Genomic DNA, 17,215 nt, shown 5'->3' on the forward strand with positions numbered 1-17,215 from the left:
TTCTAGCATCACCGAAGAAATTTTTAGAAAAACAAAGAGCCTGGGCCAATCACTGTCCCAGGCTCTCATGCTTTATTTTTAAGGAGGAAGCAATGAAGTCAAAAAAGAAACGTCGTATCATTGATGGTTTTATGATTCTTTTACTGATTATTGGAATAGGTGCATTTGCGTATCCTTTTGTTAGCGATGCATTAAATAACTATCTGGATCAACAAATTATCGCTCATTATCAAGCAAAGGCAAGCCAAGAAAACACCAAAGAAATGGCTGAACTTCAAGAAAAAATGGAAAAGAAAAACCAAGAATTAGCGAAAAAAGGCAGCAATCCTGGATTAGATCCTTTTTCTGAAACGCAAAAAACAACGAAAAAACCAGACAAATCCTATTTTGAAAGTCATACGATTGGTGTTTTAACCATTCCAAAAATAAATGTCCGTTTACCAATTTTTGATAAAACGAATGCATTGCTATTGGAAAAAGGAAGCTCCTTGTTAGAAGGAACCTCCTATCCTACAGGTGGTGCGAATACACATGCGGTCATTTCAGGCCATCGTGGTCTCCCTCAAGCCAAATTATTTACAGATTTGCCAGAATTAAAAAAAGGCGATGAATTTTATATCGAAGTTAATGGGAAGACGCTTGCTTATCAAGTAGATCAAATAAAAACCGTTGAACCAACTGATACAAAAGATTTACACATTGAGTCTGGCCAAGATCTCGTCACTTTATTAACTTGCACACCGTATATGATAAACAGTCATCGGTTATTAGTTCGAGGACATCGTATCCCATATCAACCAGAAAAAGCAGCAGCAGGAATGAAAAAAGTGACACAACAACAAAATTTACTATTATGGACATTACTTTTAATTGCCTGTGCGTTAATTATTAGCGGCTTCATTATCTGGTACAAGCGACGGAAAAAGACGACCAGAAAGCATGGAAATTAACGATTCGTATAATAAAAGTGACTATGTTTTTATTTTTTTAAACCCTTTACGTAGTAAATCAATGACCAAACCTAAGCAAAAATAAGTACAAAAATGAAGCTCAGAAGAAATCAACATTCTGGTTGTTAAAGGCTGCTGGGAATAATAAGTATCCAGCACAGGCGTTTGGTGAATAATAGAAAAACCTAGAAAATCTGTAAGGGCCAATAGAAATCCCTTACTATCATATCCAGAAAACCAAAGTAGTATGACGAAAAGGCTAAACATACTAAAAAAAAGAGTAAAAAAATAGCTTTTCAATTTTTAATCCTCCTTATCGTGCATAATTGAACCAGAGAAACAGAAGTATTAACGAAATAACTAAAAGAGCAAGCCCTGAATAAAAAGCGACAAAGGGCCAATCAATCGACTGTTTAAATTCTTGCCAAGTTTGGATTTTTCTGTTTTTTTTCGCGCTATCTTCAAGCGTGAGTAAATAATTTAATAGTAAGAGGAGCAGCAACACCGTGAAATCATTTGTGTTAAAAAACACATGTAAAAATAGAATGACAAAGACAACACGGGATAACACTCGATTCCGCAAAATTAAAAATAACTTAGCACGCATAATAAACCACCATTTCTTATCAGAGATAATGAATCTGTTTTTGTCTACTCTTTAGTTATATCATAAAATTCTTAATAATGAAAAAATGATTCGAGAAAATAATTGAAAAAAGTTTTTTTCCTGAATCATTATTTTCGTAAATAAAGAATAAACGTGTTACTCTTGGCTTATCAAATTTGGAAGGAGTGTTAAAAATGAAATATCTGGATATTATTGCTTTAATTTTATTGATTGTCGGAGGATTAAACTGGTTATTAGTTGGCGCATTTAATTTTGATTTAGTTGCAACAATTAGTGGCGGCGCAACCACACCATTAGCAAAAATTATCTATATTATTGTCGGAATTTGTGCGATTTATTCTATTAAGTTTTTAGCTCCTTTGTTCCGCGAACCATAGGATTGATTTAAAAGATTTAGATAACGTGAAGTTATTTTGACTTAGCAATTGAGAGTTTCCTTGAGGAAGGGGACTCTTTTTTTATTTTCTATATTCGTTTCAGAAGGTTTAGACAAGCTCAAAAAATATTTCAAGAGAGCTGCGTTGTTTTCAAAATAGAACCTAGCATTACCTCGAACGTACCTCAAATAACCTGTGTCTTTTTTTGAATCATTAGTTCAAATTGATGTGATCACTAGTGAGAAAAATCAGCTCTAGGATATATAGGAAAATATAAGCATCAAATAGGGATTTTGATGATAAATTATCTTTTTCCTTGTTATGATTATAACAAGGAAAAAGAAAGTAGGGATTTATTTATGGAATTACAGGTGACAAAAAAGGCTAAATTTTTTTGTTTGGCGATGGCATTACTAATGACATTAGGTATTTTTATCAGCGCTGGTACAAGTGTTTATGCATCTGACCAGCTAGAGGATTCAGAAGTTGAGGCTGTAGCAAAAGGACTGGAAGAAATGTATGCGAATGGAGTGACGGAAGATAACTTTAAAAACTATGTCAAAAATAATTTTGCTCAGCAAGAGATTTCTTCAGTTGAGGAAGAGTTAAATGTAAATATTTCTGATGCTTCAACAGTAGTTCAAGCACGTTTTAATTGGAATGCATTAGGAAGTTGCGTTGCTAACAAAATCAAAGATGAGTTTTTTGCAATGATTAGTATCAGCGCAATTGTAAAAGCTGCACAAAAGAAAGCCTGGAAAGAATTAGCAGTGACTGTATTACGCTTCGCTAAAGCCAATGGGTTAAAGACGAATGCTATTATTGTAGCTGGACAACTAGCTTTATGGGCAGTTCAATGTGGGCTAAGCTAATGAATTTAAAAGATCATGTTACGGAAATAGTAATTACTTTTATCATCGCTTTTGTGTATACTTGGATAGATTCAGGAGAAATTGAAATCTTAAAAACTCTTTTGATAACAATAATATTTTTAGCCATGTTCTATGCAATACCCAAAATCACCAATAGAAAAAGAAAATGAAGTTGTTTTAGAAAGATAATGTGATAGGAAGTGTAAGAGGAGGTAATGAGCCTTCTCTTACTTATAGAAAAAAGAGCTAAAACCTTTATTTTATAAGGTTTTAGCTCTTTTTTGTTTTTCTCTACTTTTCTAAAAATGGAGACGGCGGGAGTCGAACCCGCGTCCAAACATATTGCCACTTAAATCTCTACGTTCATAGACACTCATTTAAAGGTTCGCTTTACAGCGTGCCGAGTGACAGGCATTCTGTATTGCTAGTCTGGTAAGCTCTTCTAAATTTTACAGACGGAAAAATTTAGCGTATCCCACTTCGATTAGGACCCTGACCCGAGCACATGGGCGATGCCGGGAGGATCTTCGCTAGCTGGTTTTTAGGCAGCTAAAGCGAAAGAATTGTTTTCGTTTTTAGCAGTTATATTTAACTGTAACGTTTTAACGTAGCCGTAACCTACGAAACGCAATTCAAGCTCAACTATGCCTGTCGAATCCGTAACGCCCCCGAAATAACATAAGTATCCCTTGATACTTATCAAAGTATAGCATAAATTCCTTGTTTTTTCAAAGAGTAGGATAACACTCTGTTAGATATTCATAAAAAGAGGAAGGATAGACCGAAACTCAGTTCATCCTTCCTCTTTTTATGAAAGTGTGTGGGTATGTTTTGTAATCCATTGTTGCAAACGGATATTCAACCAAAAACCATAAATTCCTAAAGTAATTATAGTTAATAAAAGCCATTTAATCCAATGACCGAATAATTGCATAGCTGTACCGTCAAAATAAAGGCGTTTACCATCAATAACGGTATGCTTGATTTTCCAGTTGTACATCATACAAATTCCCCAAGGTGCGCAAATGCCTAATGTAAAGACAGTAATCAAGGTTGCTAAAATTGAAGTCCCGATATACGTTGCTAAACCACCGTCAAAATATGAATTTTTCATTCTTTTCCTCCTTATCTCATAAACTTTATTATAACAAGAATAAATGGCCTGGGAAACAAAATGAGGATGAAATAAGTATTTTTATTCATTATTGATGTGAAATATGTTATTTATGCAACTCAAACTTAGCAGCATTAGATATTTTGTAACAAATGTTATCTAATGTAACTACCATAATAAAACGTTTTCCTTAGGAAGTGAATTAGAAATTTAAAAAAAAGGCTACTTAAATGAGCATTAATATTGTACGAGACATATCTTTTTGCTATTGTCAACTTCTGAAAAAGACCACTAAGTGGAAAAAATAAGAGAAAAGAAGGGTGAATAATTTTTTATGACAAAAAGTGTAAAATTTTTAGTGTTACTGTTGGTAATGATTCTACCAATTGCGGGGGCGTTATTGATTGGTCCAATTTCGTTTGGCGCCGAATTGAGCAAAAGTTCAATCGTTGACAAAGTAGAATTAGATCACACTACTTTATATCAAGGGGAGATGACCTCAATTAAAGTATCTTTTAGTGACAAAAAGAATCAGAAAATAAAACCTGGCGATACTATTACTTTAACTTTACCAGACGAACTAGTTGGAATGACCGAGAACGATGGCTCACCACGAAAAATCAATTTAAATGGTTTAGGGGAAGTTTTTATCTATAAAGATCATGTTGTAGCAACATTTAACGAAAAAGTTGAATCTTTACATAATGTGAACGGGCATTTTTCTTTCGGGATTAAAACGCTTATCACCAATAGTTCGCAACCGAATGTGATAGAAACGGATTTCGGAACAGCAACGGCGACTCAACGTTTGACAATTGAAGGAATGACTAACACAGAGACTGGCCAAATTGAGCAAGACTATCCGTTTTTTTATAAAGTAGGCGATTTGGCTGGAGAGTCAAATCAAGTACGCTGGTTTTTAAATGTGAACCTCAATAAATCCGATGTCACAGAAGATATTTCAATTGCGGATCGACAAGGAAGTGGTCAACAATTAAATAAAGAGAGTTTTACATTTGATATTGTGAATGACAAAGAAACTAAATATATTTCACTTGCCGAGTTTGAACAACAAGGTTATGGCAAAATTGACTTTGTGACAGATAACGACTTTAATTTACGTTTTTATCGGGATAAAGCACGCTTTACTTCCTTTATCGTCCGTTACACTTCGACAATCACGGAAGCGGGGCAACATCAAGCGACATTTGAAAATAGTTATGACATCAATTATCAACTAAACAATCACGACGCAACGAATGAAAAAAATACATCACAGGTTAAAAATGTTTTTGTAGAAGGCGAGGCAAGCGGCAATCAAAATGTGGAAATGCCAACAGAAGGAAGTCTAGACATTCCTTTAGAGACAATAGAAGAATGGGAACCAAAGACACCTACTTCGGAACAGGCAACAGAAACAAGTGAAAAGACAGACACAACAGAAACCGTAGAAAGCAGCCAACCAGAAGTTCATGTCTCGCCGACAGAAGAAGAAAATCCAGATGAAAGTGAAACACTAGGCACGATTGAGCCAATCATACCTAAAAAACCTAGTGTGACAACTGAAGAGAATGGCACGACAGAAACTGCAGAAAGCAGCCAACCAGAAGTTCATGTCTCGCCGACAGAAGAAGAAAATCCAGATGAAAGTGAAACACTAGGCACGATTGAGCCAATCATACCTGAAAAACCAAGTGTGACAACTGAAGAGAATGGCACGACAGAAACTGCAGAAAGCAGCCAACCAGAAGTTCATGTCTCACCAACAGAAGAAGAAAATCCAGATGAAAGTGAAACACTAGGCACGATTGAGCCAATCATACCTGAAAAACCAAGTGTGACAACTGAAGAGAACGGTACAACGGAAACGGCAGAAAGCAGCCAACCAGAAGTTCATGTGTCGCCAACAGAAGAAGAAAATCCAGATGAAAGTGAAACACTAGGCACGATTGAGTCAATCATACCTGAAAAACCAAGCGTAACAACTGAAGAGAATGGTACAACGGAAACTGCAGAAAGCAGCCAGCTAGAAGTTCATGTCTCACCAACAAAAGAAATTACTACAACTGAGAAAAAACAGCCATCCACAGAAACAACTGTGGAGAAAAATAAAAATGTTACATCAAAAAATCAACCACAAATACTAAACGCTCCATTAAATACATTGAAAAATGAAGGAAGCCCACAGTTGGCTCCCCAACTGCTTAGTGAACCAATTCAAAAATTAAATGAAGCAAACGGGCAACGAGAACTTCCCAAAACAGGCACAACAAAAACACCGTTTATGCTAATAGCAGGAATACTGGCAAGTACATTTGCCGTTTTAGGTGTAAGTTATCTACAAATCAGAAAGAATTAACAATAGAAAAGCCATCCAGCTTTCGCTGGGGGGCTTTTCTATTATCTGGAGATAAATTGCTGATAGGCGCCAATCAAAAACTATGCTACAGTAAGGTATATAATGCTCGAAAAGGAGGGAGTAAATGACTAAAAAAATATGGTCGCACTTTCGGAAACGCTTCACTTGGTACATTTTGATTGGTGTGATTGTTTCATTATGTAGTGCTTTAGCAATTTATTTTTTTCAACAGTTGTTAGATCATTATCAAAAAAGTTTCCAACTAGGGTTGTTAGTAGCGTATGGAACGACAATTATTTTAATTCCGCTATTGTCTTACTGTGAACAGAAACCGAAAGCTTACTTAACTAATGGCATCTATTTCTATTTGAAGAAATTAAGTTTAATAAAAATGAGCAAGATTTCCTATGAAGAATATCTAAAACTGGGAGCGGGAGCTTTACTACAAAAAGTAGAAGTTGGTGCAGCAGCTGGGAGAAATATCCACTTGAATTTTTATGGGCGCTTATTTCGAGAGCTAATTCCAGAGACGTTATTTAATTTGTTTTTCATAGCATTGATTGATAAAAAATTACTGCCAGCAATTCTAATTGGTTATGTGATTGTATTTATTTTAACCAAAACGCTTTTGAAAACGCTACAAAAAATGAAAGAAAAAACACTTATTTCTGAAGAAGCAATGAATGCTACTTTGATACGAGGGATGACCGAACTAGTAACTTTTAGAATTAATCGAAAATATAAAAAAGAGATTGAAAATTACGCGTTAATGGCAGAGGAAAATAGTCAAAATATAACAAAAATGACTATGATCCATGAATTTTTCTTTGGCTTTTTTGCCTTGTTAGTCGCACTAATCAAAGTAAGTATTGTCGTACTTAGTTTTACTAACGTCGTGACGTTAAGTTTAGGTGGACTTGTAGCGATAGTGATGTATATCGATCGAATTTATACGCCGATAGCCATATTTAATGTTTTATTTGTTCAATATAATTTGGATAAAGTAGCCTATCAGCGCTTGGAAGATTTTTATAAAAAAGAAGATGATCCTGATTTAGCGGTTTCCGGCAAAGCGTTACCTGAAATTCAAACAATTTCATTAAAAGATGTGTGTTTTAGCGTAGATAGTCAAACGATTATGTCCCAACAAAATCGACAATTTTCAATGAACAAAACATATGGCTTGATTGGAAAAAGTGGGACAGGTAAATCTACCCTGATTAAATTGATTTTAGGATTATTGAAGCCGACAGAGGGGACAGTTTATGTGAATCAATTTCCTCTAACACAATTTAATTTGGAAGATTATTATGAAAAAGTTTTTTATTTATCTCAAGATGTGCTAATATTTCAAGGAACGTTGAAAGAAAATATTGTATTTAATCAAGAAATTTCTGATGAACAAGTAATTGAAGCTATGTATCGTTTTCAGTTGGGGGAACTTTATGAACGGTTGCCGGAAGGTTTAAACACTATTGTGAGTGAAAAAGGAATGAATTTTTCTGGTGGCGAGAAACAACGGATTGCTTTCACGCGCTTAGCATTTACACAAGCAGAGATCCTTATTTTAGATGAGGCGACTTCCGCATTGGACGAAAAGACCGAAGAAAAAGTGTTACAAGAAGTACAAAAATTTACCCACAATAAGTTGACTATTTTGGTTACTCATCGACCTAAAACCCTGCGATTTGTAGATGAAATTATTGATTTAAATGAGTGAACTTGTTAGCTGTTTGGCACATCTTTTGCTACACTTTTTATAAGAATTGAGAGAAAGGGGCAACTGTTGATGAATAATAATGAGCAAGAATTAGCGGAATTTTGGGATGAATTTGCAGAAGAATATGAAGAAATTCAACAAGAATCGCCATTTCCAATTGTCCGAGAATTACGTGATTTCTTGGTCCAAGAAGGCATTTTTCCGTGTCAGACATTTTTGGATATCGCAGGTGGGACAGGACGATACTTACCTTTTTTTCAAGAGCAAGTCACGGAGTACACGCTAGCCGATATTTCTCAGAGAATGTTGGAGATTGCGGAAGCAAAAGCACAAAGCAACGTTGTTTTTCTTCACCAAAGCCAAGAAAGACTGATTGAGACTGGGAAAAAATTTCAAGTCGTTTTTTCAGCCATGAATCCTGCTTTGGATACGCCGGAAAAAGTTAATGCATTGTGCCAATTAAGTGAAGAATGGTGTCTTATATTTCGGCTAGTGGAAGAGCAAGATTCGTTGTTTTCTCCTTTTGAGCAAGAGAGCAACCCGCAGTTAAAATGGATGGCACAATACAAAGCATTTCTAAAAAAAGAACAGCGACCTTTTTTCACAAAAAAATTTTTCTTTGAAGCATCAGAAGCTATTTCAAAAGACTTTTTCCGCAGCTATTTTGAAGAACAATGGTCAGTTCCAATTTTAGAACAACGCATACAAGAAATTTTTGGTTCTCATGAAATTAAGCAAAATCAGCGTACCATTATTTATGAATTAATTGTTATTCCATGTAAAAAAACAACCAGCGATTGTAGTGACCCCAAAAAGTTAGACTTTTTATAGAGTGGATTTTTCCACTCTATTTTTATGCAGTTTTTTGATTGAATTGTCGAAATTCTACTGGGCTTTTCCAGTTAAGTTTTTCCTTGATTCGGTGATGATTGTAATAATAAATGTAGTTCTCAATTGCTTCTCTCAATTCATTTTGACTTTGATAGATTTTTCCATAGTACACTTCTTGTTTTAGGATACTGAAGAAATTCTCCATAGGAGAATTATCTAAACAGGTTCCTTTTCGAGACATACTTTGAAAGATATTGTTGTCCTTTAATGTTTGTATATAGACATTCATTTGATAAGCCCAGCCTTGATCAGAGTGAAAGGTGCGCCGATAGGGACAATCATTTGTTTGAGAAATTGCTTCTTTCAGACCTTCCATAACTGTTTTACCATTTGGTTGAGTAGAAAGGCTATAGCTTAGAATTTCACTATTATACATATCCATAAATGGATCTAAGTATAGTTTTTTCTGACGAAAGATGCCTGCGTTATCTGCTTCAAAGTACTTAAATTCAGTTGTATCAGTTGTAATTTTTTGATGAGGAACAGAGGTTTTAAATCGGCGACGAATCAAATTTTTAGCGATTTTACCAACGGTTCCTTTATAGGAATTATATTTTCTTGATTTCTTAGTAAAAGCTTTGACTTGTAACTTTAACTTTTGTATTAATCGCTGGACTTTCTTTTTATTCACTTGAAATCCACGTCGTTTCAATTCTTGGGTCATCCTTCTATAGCCATAATGTTGATGTTTTTTACGAATCGCTTGAATTTCTTCTTCGATGATTTGTGTTGAAGCTGTTCTGTCGAGGCGTTTTTGCCAGTACATGTAAGTAGATTTTGGAAACCTTAGGGTTTCCAAAATATCTTTTAATCGAAAGTGTCTTCGGAGACTGTGAATGATTCGTGCGATTCGTTCATTTTTTGTTCGTCCTCTAAACGCAGTCTCCTCAATTCTTTTAAATAGGCATTCTCAATTTTTAACATTCTATTTTCTTTTTCTAGTTTCTCTACTTGAGATCGTTCACTTGGTAGTGGTTGGGGTTCATTTCGTTTCTTTTTAGACATGGTAGGTGGACGTCCTTTCTGTTTAGAGAGTCCCTCTATACCAAACTTCTGATACGTTCTAAGCCAATTCGCAATCAATGATGGATTGTTCATTTTTAGAAGATTAGCTACTTCTTGATAGGACAACTCTGTTGTTAAATATAACTCTATCGCATCTAGCTTAAATTGAACAGAGTAATTCTTATTTTTTCGACTGCGAAGTAGGCCTTCTTCACCAAGTTCTTTATAGGCATTTATCCATTTGCTTATTTGAGAACTATCTTTAAACCCATACTTCTTTGCGAGAAACCTTAGACCTCCTTGACCAGATAAGTAGTCATGAACAAGTTTAAGTTTAAATTCAAAACTGTATTTTGCCATACAAAAAAACCTCCAAAAGTTAGATTTCTAGGTCTAACTTTTGGGGGTCGGCTCAGATGACTAATTATCGCTGGTTGTTTTTCGGTTATTTAATTGTGCGAAAGCTTTTTCTGGAATCTCTTTTTTATCAATTTTGACAGGAGATTGGATGATTCTTTTTTTACTAATGGTTGCTTCTATGTAAGCATTTGGTTCCAAAGGTTGAGGATTTTTGTCTGTCCGTTCGTAGTCCATAACTTGCGTTTTTCCATTACTTTTAACAAAAGTTAGTCGATAGTGTAAAGAATATTGGCCATCTATGCTTTTTTGATTGTCATCTACTGTTTGTTTTCGTTCAGGAATTTCTAGAGGAACTTGTGCATAGGCTTTTTCACCCTTATATGTATCTGCATAATAACGATAGCCTGTATAACCACCAACAATAAATAAGCCAATAAATAAAATAGCGCCGATTTTTTTCATTTTTTCTCCTCCTAACAATTTACAAAAATAGCATAGCAAAAGAAGAAGGAGATGGAACATCGAAAAAACGAACAGTTATCTTACAAAACTGTTCGTTTTTTTGGTCTATTTAGCTTTCATCAGAGAGTAGAAAGGAATCATTTTTCTTACGATAACTAAAGAAAATAACAAAGTACAATAGGCCTGTTAAAAGAGTGACGCCTAACGAATTTGTAAATAAGATGCCAATAAAGATGAGACCTAAAATGATTAAAGCAAGGAGATTAATACTTTTTTCAAAGAGAGACCCTCGTTTTAAAGACAGAACAAACGCCGCAGCGCTAATTAAAATCCAAATTAGCAAGACAGTGTAAGAGAGGGAACCGGCTAAGTAACCAAATAATTCATCGCCAACAAAATAAGAAAGAATAACGCCCAGATATAAAACACTTGCGCAGAAGAAAACTGAACGTTGAGGTACTTGGTGCTTGTTTAAAACCGCTAGTTTACTCATGGGTCCTTTTTTATCTTTTAAGCGAAAATATAAAAGGCGAGAAGAGGCGTATACCCCAGAATTAATAGAAGAAAACAAGGCTAAAATAATCACAAAATTTACGATGTCAGCAGCAAAAGGAATATTCATTTTTTCAAAAACCATAACAAATGGACTCACCGTTGTGCCTGCTAATGTATTCCAAGGGAAAATAATCAAAAGTAAGAATAATGGAATGATATAGAAGGAAATAATCCGTCCCATCACACCACGAATCGCCTTAGGAATGGCTTTTTTAGGATCATCTGCTTCACTGACAGTAATCGCGATTAATTCTGAACCGCCATAAGAATAAATAACTACTAATAAAGAATTAACAATACCTTTCATGCCATGTGGGGCGAAGCCACCATGATCGGTGATACTTTGTAAAGTAGGGAAGACACCATTGCCTAGCATTTGTTGTCCCACCAGATAAACACCAAAAATAATTAACAAAATGATGACACTAATTTTAGCAAACGCCAACCAATATTCTGTTTCTGCAAATAAACGAACCGAGTAAAGATTAATGAGCGTCGTTAAAATAGCTAAAATGAAAACAAAAAACCAAGCAGGAATATTAGGAAACCAAAGTTGTAAAAAGGAAGCTGCGGCAACCGCTTCTGCGATAATATTAATTGTCCACATGGAATAATAAACCCAATCAATAAAATCAGCAGAATGTGCACCTAAAAATGGTCGAACCAAGCCAGACAAACCATGATGTGTGTCTCCGCCATCTAAAACGAGTTTTCCTAAACCACTCATGACGATGAAGAGAACAGCACCGCCAATTAGAAAGGCGATTAATACAGAAGGACCAGCAATACCAATTGCTTCGCCACTTCCTTTAAAAAGACCTGCGCCAATCGCTCCTCCTAAGGCTAACATCGTAATATGGCGCGAGCTTAATTGTTTTTTTAAGGTTGTTTGTTGTGTTTCACTCATAGGATTCTCCTTTAATTGAAAAAAAATAATATGAAAATAACTTTCTTTATTATATACAATTTTCTGACAATTACAACTATTCTGTCAATGAAAATGAAAAAATAAGTGAAAAATATTATGAAAATAAAAAAATCGAGCAATTTAAGTGATTAAAATCGCTCAATTTTTTTATTAATTTTTATTTTTTAATAGAGTCATAATTGTTAATGGAACAGTAATGACTACATAGCCGATGATACTAGCCACTACTAAATAAGCTATAGGACTCGAGAAATTAAATAAGTCCGTTAAAAGTATTGCGACAATCATTGAAATAGCATAACAAATGAATAATTGAATAAACCGCTTTGCAGACAAAAAATCACCTCTTCCTAATTAGTTAAAGTCTCTTTTCAATCATTTAGTATACACCTGAAAAGAAGAATAAACTATCATTAATTAAAAGAAAAAGTGAAACCACTAGCGGATTTTTTGTTCAGCTGATTATCTTAAGAATTAGAAAATGGGACATAAGTCATTTCGACTTATGTCCCATTTTTATTTATGACGTTGGCTTCGTGTAAATTGAGAAGTCTCGTCCTCTCTAGTGGTTGGTTGTTGTGTTCGTTGTACGGCTTGCTTTTCCGGCTCGCTCTTTTTTGCAACATCAGTCACAACATTTGGCTTCTGAGAAGGGGGAACGGTTGTTTTTTTGTTTAAAGTTGGCGTAGTTCTTTTTGTTTCTTTCTTTTGTTTCTTTATATTATTTTTATCATTTCCAGTGACTGTCAAATAGATAATCAGAAAAATCATTAGGATCGTTGCAACAATTAATAGAATAAACATGTTAAATGAAATGAACATGCATGGCCCTCGTTTCTCGTTTTTTCTTAGTTTACCAAAATTTCAAAATTTCGTCACTCTTTTCTTCAGAAAAAACGAATTTCAAAGGGGTTAAAAGAAACTTTTATAAAAAAGCCTCCTTTTTTGTGTGAAAATGCACAAAATTTCTGGAATCGTTTGCTGTTAAAACCAGATACTGGTAAAATAATTATTGTATAAGAATCATTTTAAAAAACGATTTTTGTTACAAATAACGTATTTGTTGAAAAGGCACTGTGAAGTAGTTAGAGACGACAGCCAAGTGACTTTTAATGACAGCCGCCCAATTAATTTCATGGAGCCTTTTCGTAGAAAACGAGGAGGTTATTTTGCGTGAAAGTGAGTATATTTTCGACATGCGTGGTGGATTTACTTTTTCCAAATGTAGGGCAAGCAATGGTAGAGGTTTTGGAACGTTATGGCTGTGAAACGGTTTTACCAACAAGCCAAACGTGTTGTGGTCAGCCAACGTACAATAGTGGCTATGTGACAGAGAGCACGACAACGCTTAAGAATCAAATTGATAGTTTTGACGGTGCCGATTATGTGGTGGGACCTGCGGGGTCTTGTGTCGGCATGATGAAAGAATACCACAAATTTTTAGCAGATGATCCTATTTATGGACCAAAAGCACAACGTTTAGCTGAGCGAACTTATGAGTTTAGTCAGTTTCTTTATCGTGTCTTAGGGGTCAAAGATGTTGGCGCAACGTTACATGGGAAAGCCACTTATCATCGTTCTTGTCATATGACGCGAATTTTAAATGAACGAGAATCACCCTTTGTTTTGTTGGATCATGTGAAAGGATTAGAAATGATTCCTTTAGGACATCTTGAAAATTGTTGCGGATTTGGCGGAACGTTTTCAGTGAAAATGCCAGCTATTTCTGAACAAATGGTGACGGAAAAAATGAACGATGTGATTGATACAGGCGCAGAAATTTTAATTAGTGCGGATATGGGTTGCCTGATGAATATCGGGGGTAAATTCAATCGTGATGGGAAAAAGATTAAGATTATGCATATTGCAGAAGTCCTTAATCACGAAGTGGATGAAGCACGCATGGATCAACCGCAAATCATATCGGTAGGGTAAGGGGGAAGAACTGTGGGATTATCAACGAGCAATAAGCCGTTAAGTGAACGAATTGAAGAAAGTAAAAAAGATGTGTTTATGCAAAAGGCTGTCGCCAAAGCACAAGATGCCCAATGGGAGAAACGAGAAGGTGCGCGGGAAGCTTTAGGCAATTGGCCACAATGGCGTGAACTGGGAGAACAAATTCGCCAACATACAATTCACTATCTGCCTGACTATTTAGAAGAGTTCAGTGATAACGTTGCCAAACGAGGTGGCAAAGTCTTTTTTGCTCAAACCGCCGAAGAGGCCAATGAATATGTGAAGCAAGTGGTTCTAGAAAAAAAGGCGAAAAAAATTGTGAAATCTAAATCAATGGTGACGACCGAAGTCGATATAGATCCAATGTTATTGGGATTAGACGATGTTAGTGTGATGGAAACAGATTTGGCGGAATTCATTTTACAAATGGATGACTGGGATGAGCCGTCACATATTGTTTTCCCAAGTATTCATAAAAATCGCGAACAGATTCGTCAGGTTTTTGCGAAAAAATTAGGGTATCAAGGAGATAATGACCCGGTAAATTTGGCACGCTGTGCACGAGAAGTGATGCGCAAATTCTTTTTGGAAGCGGAGATTGGCATTACAGGTTGTAATTTCGCTATTGCGGATAGCGGCTTAATTAACTTAAATACAAATGAAGGAAATGCTGATTTGACCATCAGTATTCCTAAGACACAAATCGTGTTAATGGGGATGGAAAGAATCGTACCAACAATGCGTGAAGCAGAGGTTTTAGATAACCTTTTAGCCAGAAGTGCCGTTGGTCAAAATTTAACAACGTATGTGACGTTTGCCGGGCAAAAAAATGCGGATGAATCCGATGGTCCAGAAGAATTTCACGTGGTCATTTTGGATAACGGACGTTCAAAAGCGTTAGGAACAGCCTTTCAGCCAGTCTTACAGTGTATTCGTTGTGGGTCTTGTCTGAATGTTTGTCCGGTCTATCGCCATATTGGAGGGCACGGTTATGGCTCTATTTATCCAGGACCAATTGGTGCTGTGCTTTCTCCAATTTTAGGTGGATATAAACAGTTTGGGGAATTGCCTTATGCGTCTAGTCTTTGTGGGGCATGTACGGAAACGTGTCCTGTGAAAATTCCATTGCACGAATTATTAATTGAACATCGTAAAGTGATGACCGATGATCTGAAAATGAAACATGGATTCGAAGATTTCCAAATGCGTATGGTAGGCAAAGCCACTGGTTCACCAGCAATGTTTAAAGCAGCCATGAAAGTCGATCATGCTGCAGTGGGCATTTTAAGTAAACAAAAAGACATTACTGTTGAAAACATGTACAATCATGGGGGCTACCTTGATAAAGGACCAGGGTTAGTAAAAGGCTGGACCGATGTTCGTGATTTGCCAAGACCACCAAAATCTTCAGAAAACTTCAGAAGTTGGTTCAAAAAACATCAAGAAGGTGAAAAAAATGACTAACGAAGCGATTCAAAATCGAGAACCTTTTTTACAAAATCTACGAGAAAAATTAGGCGTAGAAAAACAGCCTGTTTCGGCCCATCCATTTGAGCCAGTTAATCATTTACCAGAAGAACAGTTGGCAGATAAAACACCAGCAGAGCTATTAACGATTGTGAAGGAGCGTGTGGAAACGATTCACACGAACTTAGTGGAAACCACACAAGAAAATTTACTGACGACGATTCAGCAAATTGTTGCTGAGTTTGGTGGGGGCAATCTTTTATTGCCAACAGATGCACGTTTTGAAGCCTATGGATTAGCTGATTTAGCTAAGTCATTAGAGGCTGTTTCTGTTAAGCAATGGCAACCTGGAAGTGAGCAACGAGAAGCGAATATTCAAACAGCTGCTCAGGCAAATATCGCGATTGCCTTTGCTGAGTTTTTACTAGCTGAATCAGGAACGATTGTGGTGGAGTCCAATGCGGGACAAGGCAGAGCCTTACATTTTTTACCGAAGCATTACATTTCAATTATACCGTTTAGCAAACTCGTTCCACGTTCGACTCAGCCAGCAGCTTTTTATACAGAAAAAATAGAAAAAGGCGAAAAAATTGGCTCAGCGATTCACTTTATTTCAGGGCCTTCTAATTCAGGAGATATTGAAATGCAACTGGTTGTCGGGTTGCATGGTCCTTTAGAAGTTTGTTACGTGGTTGTGATGGATCGCTAAAACGCTAGAAGCATAATCAATTCAGCCCTTTTTAGAATTGATTATGCTTTTTTTATGAGCAGGATCAAAAAAGTAAGAATCAAATTTGAAAGAAATACGTTTTTTTTCTGACCATTTTGTAAAAAAAGCGTACATAAAAATTAATTGGGTGTTAAGCACTATAGGATTGATTTACTTTGTGGTAGAATATGAGACATAAGATAATAAGGTTTTTGGAGGAATGAGTTTGAAATCAAAAGAATTAATTAAAACAGTCGTCTTTTTTGCCTGTTTAGCTTTGGGTCTGTTTTTACTGAGACAATTTGTATTTACGCCTGTCGTAGTGAGAGGTCATTCAATGGATCCAACGTTAGCAGATGGTGAACGGGTAATTACGTTAAAAAACACAGAAATTAATCGTTTCGATATTATTACTTTCCCAGCGCCAGATGAACCAGATAAAAATTATATTAAACGTGTGATTGGTTTACCTGGAGATACAATTGCGTACAAGGATGATACGTTGTACATCAATGGAAAAGAAGTTGACGAACCCTATTTAGATGAATTTAAAAAAGCCTTAACAGATGGTCAACCTTTGACAGGCGATTTTTCATTAAAAGAAAAAGTACCAGCAGATAGCTACTTTGTTTTAGGTGATAATCGACGGAATTCAAAAGACGGTCGTGTCATTGGTTTTATTCATAAAAAAGATATTTTGGGTGAAGTGAAATTCGTTATGTGGCCATTCTCACGGTTTGGTCCAATACCAGAAGTATCAAAACAATAAAAGAGACAATGAGTAAAAGAGAAGGACGGAAATGTGTAAAAACAAACACATGTTTCCGTCCTTCTTTTGTGGTAAAATAAAGGCAGTGCAAAG

General features: G+C 35.8%; 18 protein-coding genes, 1 other RNA gene and 1 pseudogene. 11 read left to right on the plus strand and 9 right to left on the minus strand.

The genetic code is table 11. The features are described from left to right. The first annotated feature begins 92 nt into the window (after positions 1-92). Positions 93-950: an Ebp pilus assembly class C sortase gene (gene srtC, locus IGK54_RS04655; RefSeq protein WP_002394164.1), complete on the plus strand. Its 858-nt coding sequence runs from the start codon at positions 93-95 to the stop codon at positions 948-950. Between the two features lie 21 nt (positions 951-971). On the opposite strand, the gene IGK54_RS04660 is transcribed toward srtC, so the two are convergent. Both IGK54_RS04660 and IGK54_RS04665 read right to left on the minus strand, forming a co-directional pair. Next, complete coding sequence (locus IGK54_RS04660) at positions 972-1,250, minus strand: hypothetical protein (RefSeq protein WP_239660080.1); 279 nt, start codon at positions 1,248-1,250, stop codon at positions 972-974. A gap of 13 nt (positions 1,251-1,263) precedes the next feature. Then, positions 1,264-1,557 (minus strand): hypothetical protein, encoded by a 294-nt coding sequence (locus IGK54_RS04665; protein WP_033595414.1) that lies wholly within the window; start codon positions 1,555-1,557, stop codon positions 1,264-1,266. Positions 1,558-1,751: 194 nt separating this feature from the next. On the opposite strand from IGK54_RS04665, the gene IGK54_RS04670 reads away from it, so the two are divergent. The 3 genes from IGK54_RS04670 to IGK54_RS04680 all read left to right on the plus strand — a co-directional run bounded on the left by IGK54_RS04670 (position 1,752) and on the right by IGK54_RS04680 (position 2,997). Beyond that, the gene (locus IGK54_RS04670; protein WP_002381996.1) at positions 1,752-1,955 is read left to right on the plus strand and encodes a DUF378 domain-containing protein; all 204 of its coding nucleotides are present in this window, start codon (positions 1,752-1,754) and stop codon (positions 1,953-1,955) included. 359 nt (positions 1,956-2,314) lie between these two features. Then, a complete protein-coding gene (gene entV, locus IGK54_RS04675) occupies positions 2,315-2,827 on the plus strand; it encodes an enterococcin EntV (protein WP_002358120.1) in 513 nt (170 codons plus the stop codon). After that, the gene (locus tag IGK54_RS04680; RefSeq protein WP_002384733.1) at positions 2,812-2,997 is read left to right on the plus strand and encodes a hypothetical protein; all 186 of its coding nucleotides are present in this window, start codon (positions 2,812-2,814) and stop codon (positions 2,995-2,997) included. The genes entV and IGK54_RS04680 overlap by 16 nt, the downstream gene beginning before the upstream one ends. Before the next feature lie 133 nt (positions 2,998-3,130). Here IGK54_RS04680 and ssrA read toward each other — a convergent pair. Further along, positions 3,131-3,497, minus strand: a transfer-messenger RNA (tmRNA) gene (gene ssrA, locus IGK54_RS04685). A 138-nt stretch (positions 3,498-3,635) separates the two neighbouring features. Beyond that, positions 3,636-3,941, minus strand: a complete 306-nt coding sequence (locus IGK54_RS04690; RefSeq protein ID WP_002360604.1) for a DUF898 family protein — start codon at positions 3,939-3,941, stop codon at positions 3,636-3,638. 334 nt (positions 3,942-4,275) lie between these two features. Here IGK54_RS04690 and ace point away from each other — a divergent pair, with 334 nt between their 5' ends. From ace to IGK54_RS04705, 3 genes are all read left to right on the plus strand, one after another. After that, positions 4,276-6,300, plus strand: coding sequence for a collagen-binding MSCRAMM adhesin Ace (ace, locus tag IGK54_RS04695; protein ID WP_430603267.1), 2,025 nt, complete (start codon positions 4,276-4,278; stop codon positions 6,298-6,300). 124 nt (positions 6,301-6,424) lie between these two features. Further along, the gene (locus tag IGK54_RS04700; RefSeq protein ID WP_430603268.1) at positions 6,425-8,020 is read left to right on the plus strand and encodes an ATP-binding cassette domain-containing protein; all 1,596 of its coding nucleotides are present in this window, start codon (positions 6,425-6,427) and stop codon (positions 8,018-8,020) included. Positions 8,021-8,089: 69 nt separating this feature from the next. After that, complete coding sequence (locus tag IGK54_RS04705) at positions 8,090-8,851, plus strand: methyltransferase domain-containing protein (protein ID WP_430603270.1); 762 nt, start codon at positions 8,090-8,092, stop codon at positions 8,849-8,851. A 22-nt stretch (positions 8,852-8,873) separates the two neighbouring features. Here the strand turns inward: IGK54_RS04705 and IGK54_RS04710 are convergent. The 5 genes and pseudogenes from IGK54_RS04710 to IGK54_RS04730 all read right to left on the minus strand — a co-directional run bounded on the left by IGK54_RS04710 (position 8,874) and on the right by IGK54_RS04730 (position 13,025). After that, positions 8,874-10,276, minus strand: a pseudogene (locus tag IGK54_RS04710) (IS3 family transposase). A gap of 60 nt (positions 10,277-10,336) precedes the next feature. Then, a complete protein-coding gene (locus tag IGK54_RS04715) occupies positions 10,337-10,738 on the minus strand; it encodes a YxeA family protein (protein WP_002358048.1) in 402 nt (133 codons plus the stop codon). Positions 10,739-10,847: 109 nt separating this feature from the next. Further along, positions 10,848-12,200, minus strand: coding sequence for an amino acid permease (locus tag IGK54_RS04720; RefSeq protein ID WP_016633854.1), 1,353 nt, complete (start codon positions 12,198-12,200; stop codon positions 10,848-10,850). Between the two features lie 171 nt (positions 12,201-12,371). Further along, positions 12,372-12,557: a hypothetical protein gene (locus tag IGK54_RS04725; protein ID WP_002358046.1), complete on the minus strand. Its 186-nt coding sequence runs from the start codon at positions 12,555-12,557 to the stop codon at positions 12,372-12,374. Between the two features lie 180 nt (positions 12,558-12,737). Beyond that, positions 12,738-13,025, minus strand: coding sequence for a hypothetical protein (locus IGK54_RS04730; RefSeq protein WP_016633855.1), 288 nt, complete (start codon positions 13,023-13,025; stop codon positions 12,738-12,740). A gap of 369 nt (positions 13,026-13,394) precedes the next feature. Between IGK54_RS04730 and IGK54_RS04735 the strand changes: the two genes are divergently transcribed. From IGK54_RS04735 to lepB, 4 genes are all read left to right on the plus strand, one after another. Beyond that, entirely contained in the window at positions 13,395-14,156 is a 762-nt protein-coding gene (locus IGK54_RS04735) for a (Fe-S)-binding protein (protein ID WP_002365495.1), read from the plus strand. Positions 14,157-14,168: 12 nt separating this feature from the next. Next, positions 14,169-15,641: a LutB/LldF family L-lactate oxidation iron-sulfur protein gene (locus tag IGK54_RS04740; protein WP_430603272.1), complete on the plus strand. Its 1,473-nt coding sequence runs from the start codon at positions 14,169-14,171 to the stop codon at positions 15,639-15,641. Continuing rightward, a complete protein-coding gene (locus tag IGK54_RS04745) occupies positions 15,634-16,353 on the plus strand; it encodes a LutC/YkgG family protein (RefSeq protein WP_002361597.1) in 720 nt (239 codons plus the stop codon). The genes IGK54_RS04740 and IGK54_RS04745 overlap by 8 nt, the downstream gene beginning before the upstream one ends. Positions 16,354-16,573: 220 nt before the next feature. After that, positions 16,574-17,122 carry a signal peptidase I gene (gene lepB / locus IGK54_RS04750; protein WP_002358039.1) on the plus strand — a complete coding sequence of 183 codons (549 nt, stop codon included), beginning with the start codon at positions 16,574-16,576 and terminating at the stop codon, positions 17,120-17,122. Positions 17,123-17,215 lie beyond the last annotated feature (93 nt).

This window comes from Enterococcus sp. DIV2384 (genome assembly GCF_050534975.1).
GTDB lineage: Bacteria > Bacillota > Bacilli > Lactobacillales > Enterococcaceae > Enterococcus > Enterococcus faecalis.